Annotated in this window: 5 protein-coding genes; 3 read left to right on the top strand and 2 right to left on the bottom strand. The window is 70.5% G+C overall.

Annotated features, from left to right (window positions below; all coding sequences use genetic code 11):
• A partial coding sequence (locus FNH04_RS41995; RefSeq protein ID WP_152791500.1) for a PspC domain-containing protein occupies window positions 1-724 on the bottom strand: 724 nt, incomplete at its 3' end.
• 165 nt (window positions 725-889) lie between these two features.
• On the opposite strand from FNH04_RS41995, the gene FNH04_RS41990 reads away from it, so the two are divergent.
• Both FNH04_RS41990 and FNH04_RS41985 read left to right on the top strand, forming a co-directional pair.
• Window positions 890-2179, top strand: a complete 1290-nt coding sequence (locus FNH04_RS41990; protein WP_152791499.1) for an ATP-binding protein — start codon at window positions 890-892, stop codon at window positions 2177-2179.
• Window positions 2176-3087 carry a LuxR C-terminal-related transcriptional regulator gene (locus FNH04_RS41985; RefSeq protein ID WP_152791498.1) on the top strand — a complete coding sequence of 304 codons (912 nt, stop codon included), beginning with the start codon at window positions 2176-2178 and terminating at the stop codon, window positions 3085-3087. Before FNH04_RS41990 ends, FNH04_RS41985 begins: the two co-directional genes overlap by 4 nt.
• Before the next feature lie 23 nt (window positions 3088-3110).
• Here FNH04_RS41985 and FNH04_RS41980 read toward each other — a convergent pair whose 3' ends face one another.
• A complete protein-coding gene (locus tag FNH04_RS41980) occupies window positions 3111-3983 on the bottom strand; it encodes an L-histidine N(alpha)-methyltransferase (RefSeq protein WP_152791497.1) in 873 nt (290 codons plus the stop codon).
• Window positions 3984-4068: 85 nt separating this feature from the next.
• On the opposite strand from FNH04_RS41980, the gene FNH04_RS41975 reads away from it, so the two are divergent.
• On the top strand, window positions 4069-4471 hold a 403-nt coding region (locus tag FNH04_RS41975), incomplete at its 3' end, for a GntR family transcriptional regulator (protein ID WP_152791496.1).

The raw sequence follows: 4471 nt of genomic DNA, 5'->3' as shown, positions 1-4471 counted from the left end.
GGTCGGGGTCGGGCGCGCCGCGCTGGTGCGACCAGTACCCCGCGCCCGCGAGGAGCAGGGCGAGGACCACGGCGAAGGTCAGCACCCCGCCATTGCCCAGCATGGTGAGGAACACGCCGCAGCCGACCAGGGCAAAGAGCACGGCCGCCAGTGCCTGGCCGTCGACGCGGCCGGTCAGCAGCTTGCGTACCTCGTTCTCCTCATCGTCGTCGTACGGAACGAAGAGCCATGCGAAGCCGTAGAAGATGAGGCCTATGCCGCCGGTCGCCGACAGCACCGTGAGCACTATCCGGAAGATCGCCGGATCCATGTCGCACTGCCGCCCCAGCCCCGCGCACACCCCGGCCAGCATTTTGTACCGCCGGTCGCGCCGGAACCCGGCGGGGACGGGGGGTGGCGAGGACCGGTCGCCGGCGCCCTGTGATGTGGCTCCGGGCGAGGTCCTGGCGGATGCGTGGTCCGCGGGCCCCTGGCCCGCTTGATCCGCGGGCGCGCCCGTATGCGTACCCGCACCCGCCTGCGCGCTCGTGCCCGCCTGCGCGCTCGTGCCCGCCTGCGTGTGCATGCCCCCGTGTGCGCGCGGCTCCTTGCCCCGGCCGGGCTCGGGCGAGGTGCCGCCCTGGCCCGGTGTGGGCACGGCGTCCTGCGGCCCGGTCGCCGGCCGCTGTGCGCCCGGGTCCGAGCCGGGGCCCGGCTCCGGTGCCGCGTGCTGCTGATCTGTCATGTTTCTATCGTGACCGCCGCGACCGCCCGGCGGCAGTCGGGATGACCCTGGTCCAACCCTGATATCGGCCTGGGGAAGTGTTCGATCACAGCCGTTCCGAGATCAGGGGCGTCTCGGGGGCCGACCCTGATGCCCGCGTCCGCCAAGCGTGTGAATATCGATGGCATGCCGGAAGCCGCAGCAGTGCCCATCGACATCCCGCGGCCCCCGCGCAAGCTCTACCGCAGCAGCGACGGTCGCTGGCTCGGGGGCGTGGCGCGAGGGCTCGCCGGGCATCTCGGACTGCCCGTGGCGTGGTTGAGGCTCGTCTTCGTGGGCCTGTTCCTCGCGGACGGGCTCGGCGCGTTGCTGTACGCGGCGTTCTGGTTCTTCGTCCCGCTCGGCGTGGGCGGCGTGGACAACCAGAAGCCCCCGGCCATTTCCACCGAGACCTCGCCGGACGGCCGCCGCAGACTCGTGGCCCGCAAGCCGGACAAGGGTCAGATAGTCGCCCTGCTCCTCATGGTCGTCGTGGCCATGGTCTTCGTCGGCAATGTGAACCTGGGCGGCGGAGCCAAGGCGTACCTGTGGCCGACCGTGCTGGTCGCCGCAGGTGTCGCCCTGGTCTGGCGCCAGGCGGACAACGCGCGGCGTGCGCGCTGGGTGGAAGTGGGCCGCCGTCGGCGCACACTCACACTGCTCCGTTCCGTGGGCGGTGTCCTGCTCGTCACTGCGGGCGTCTCCGCGGTATTCGTCATGCAGGGCTCGGCCGGACACCTCGGCTCGGTGCTGCAGGCGGCGCTCGCGGTCCTCGTGGGGATAGTGCTCCTCGCCGGCCCCTACCTCGTGCGGATGACCCAGGACCTCTCCGAGGAGCGGCTGATGCGCATCCGCGCCCAGGAGCGGGCCGAGGTCGCGGCCCACGTCCACGACTCGGTGCTGCACACGCTCACGTTGATACAGCGCAACGCGGAGAACGCGAACGAGGTACGCCGTCTCGCCCGTGCCCAGGAGCGCGACCTGCGCAACTGGCTCTACAAACCCGAGGGCACCGGCAAGGACGAGGACGACGAGCCCGACACGCTCGCGGAGGCCGTGAAGCGCAACGCGGCAGAGGTGGAGGACAAGCACGGTGTTCCCATCGAGGTCGTGGTCGTCGGCGACTGCCCTCTCGACGAGCGTTTGGGCGCGCAGATGCAGGCCGCGCGCGAAGCGATGGTGAACGCCGCCAAGTACGGTGGCGAGGGCGGCGCCGTACAGGTCTTCGCCGAAGTCGAGGGCAGGACGGTCTTCGTGTCCGTCCGTGACCGCGGGCCCGGCTTCGACCTCGATTCGATACCCGCCGACCGCATGGGCGTAAGAGAATCGATCATCGGCCGCATGGAGCGCAACGGCGGTACGGCACGGCTCCGCGCCGTACCGGATGGCGGTACGGAAGTCGAGCTGGAGATGGAGAGGGCGGAGACGACGTCATGAGCGACGTGAACGGGGCAGGCGGGACGACCGGGCCGGACGGTTCGGCCACCGGTTCCTTCGGTTCCACCGATGCGGCTGGAGCACCGACGGGTTCGCCCGCACCGGGCGGCTCGGCCGGGGCGGACGAGGGTATCGGTGCGGCTGTCGCGGGCGACGCCCGAGGGGGCACCACCGCCGAACAGGCCGGGCAGGTCGCCGGGGCAAGCGGCACTGACCACTCGGCGGAGGCGGGCGGTTCGGCCCCCGGACGCCGTGTCCGGGTCGTGCTGGTCGACGATCACCGTATGTTCCGTACCGGCGTGCAGGCGGAGATCGGGCAGACGGAGCGTACGGGTGTCGAGGTCATCGGAGAGGCAGCGGACGTCGACCAGGCGGTGAGTGTCATCACCGCCACACGGCCCGAGGTGGTGCTCCTCGACGTGCACCTCCCGGGCGGTGGCGGGGTCGAAGTGCTGCGCCGTTGCACCGCGTTGATGTCCGACACCGAACAGCCCGTCCGCTTCCTCGCCCTCTCCGTCTCGGACGCGGCGGAGGACGTCATCGGAGTCATCCGGGGCGGAGCCCGGGGCTACGTCACCAAGACGATCACCGGCACGGATCTCGTCGACTCCATCTTCCGTGTCCAGGAGGGCGACGCGGTGTTCTCACCGAGGCTGGCCGGCTTCGTCCTCGATGCCTTCGCCTCCACGGACGCACCTCCCGTAGACGAGGATCTCGACCGCCTCACCCAGCGCGAGCGCGAGGTCCTCCGCCTCATAGCTCGTGGCTACGCGTACAAGGAGATCGCCAAGCAGCTGTACATCTCCGTGAAGACGGTGGAGTCCCATGTGTCGGCGGTTCTCAGGAAGCTCCAGCTGTCGAACCGGCACGAGCTGACGCGGTGGGCTACGGCGCGGCGGCTGGTGTGACCCTCCAGCAGGCGCATGCACGCTCACGCGGCTGACGTTGCTGACGGCGGGTTCACAGCGACTGCCTTGAAGAACGTGTAGTGGAACGTCCCGTCGTCCGTCGCCGTGCGGTGCAGGTCCGCTGTGCCCCGGTCCCAGTCCGGCGGGGTGATCAGGCCCGCGGCCAAGGCGTCCTCGCGGACGGACTCGATCATGGCGATGAAGGTGTTGCGGGTGAAGCCGTTGACCAGGGCGGGGCGGGAGCGGTCGGCGTAGACCGTGCGGGGGCGGACAGTGACGTCCTGGTAGCCGGCGGAGGTGAGGAGGGGGTGAAGTTCGCGGCCGATGAGAGCGTTCCCGCCTGCGGTGGACTGGAGTTGGATCTGGCAGTCGATCACGGCATGGGCGTACGCGCTGTCGGGATGGAAGAGCGTGGAGCCGTGGTCGCCCTCGATGACCGTGAGGGTGCCACCGGGGCGCAGGAGGCGGCGGAGAGCGGTGAGTGCCTGGCGTGGGGCGGCCAGGTGTTCCAGGACGAAGCAGACGAAGACATGGTCAAACTCCGCCTCGGGGAAGGGGAGTTCGAAGAGGTTCGCCTGGAGGAACGTCACATGGGCACCGGGGGCGTGGGCCACCACCCGGGCACGGGCCTCGGCCAGTGAGGACGACGAGATGTCGACCGCCGTGAAGTGCGCCTCCGGGCTCGTCGTCACCAGATGGATCGTCTGGGCGCCGACCCCGCAGCCGACCTCCAGGACCTTGCTGCCCACGGGGTAGGCCGAATCGCTGTGGAGCAGGGCCGCGAGGGTGTCGGCCTGGTCGGTGAGGCGGCGGGTCTCGTGCGAGGAGTAGCCGTGGACGTAGTCGTTCGCTGACAGCGCGAGTGTGGGTGCGGGGACACGTGCGGGTGTGGTCATGGGCTGAGCCTCGTTCGAGAACGGTCCGGTGAACAGGTCCAAAGGAGGTTCCACGGACCAGGCCAAAGTGAGTTCTGGAGGGCGGATGGCCGAGTGGGGTTATGGAGATCGGGCAAGGGCCGGGGGACGCGGCCGGTCCTTGCCGCGTACGTCCGGTGGGGACGGTTCCGACTTCCTTCAGCTCGATATCCGGGACGCTCCGCCCGGCGGGCGGGCCGAGTGGCTCGCCGGGCAGTTGCGGCTGGCCATCACCGATGGGCGAGTGGCGGTGGGGAGTCGGCTGCCGGCGAGCCGGGTGCTGGCTGCCGAGTTGAGCGTGTCGCGTGGTGTCGTGACCGAGGCGTATCAGCGGCTCTCCGAGGAGGGCCATGTGACGGGTCGGGGGCGCAACGGGACGGTGGTCGTGGCGGCTCCGGCGCGGACCGTCGCCGTACCTGCCACATCCCAGTCGGCCCCAACGGGCTGTCCCACGGGCCCCGATGCGCTAC

The organism is Streptomyces phyllanthi (genome assembly GCF_009377205.1).
GTDB lineage: Bacteria > Actinomycetota > Actinomycetes > Streptomycetales > Streptomycetaceae > Streptomyces > Streptomyces phyllanthi.
The sequence above is the reverse complement of the archived record's forward strand: the minus strand, read 5'-3'. Positions and strand labels throughout refer to the sequence as shown.

Bases quoted from the DNA above. Each gene is read 5' to 3' on its own strand.
- FNH04_RS41990 (WP_152791499.1), top strand. From the start codon at position 890: ATGCCGGAAGCCGCAGCAGTGCCCATCGACATCCCGCGGCCCCCGCGC.
- FNH04_RS41985 (WP_152791498.1), top strand. From the start codon at position 2,176: ATGAGCGACGTGAACGGGGCAGGCGGGACGACCGGGCCGGACGGTTCG.
- FNH04_RS41980 (WP_152791497.1), bottom strand. From the start codon at position 3,983: ATGACCACACCCGCACGTGTCCCCGCACCCACACTCGCGCTGTCAGCG.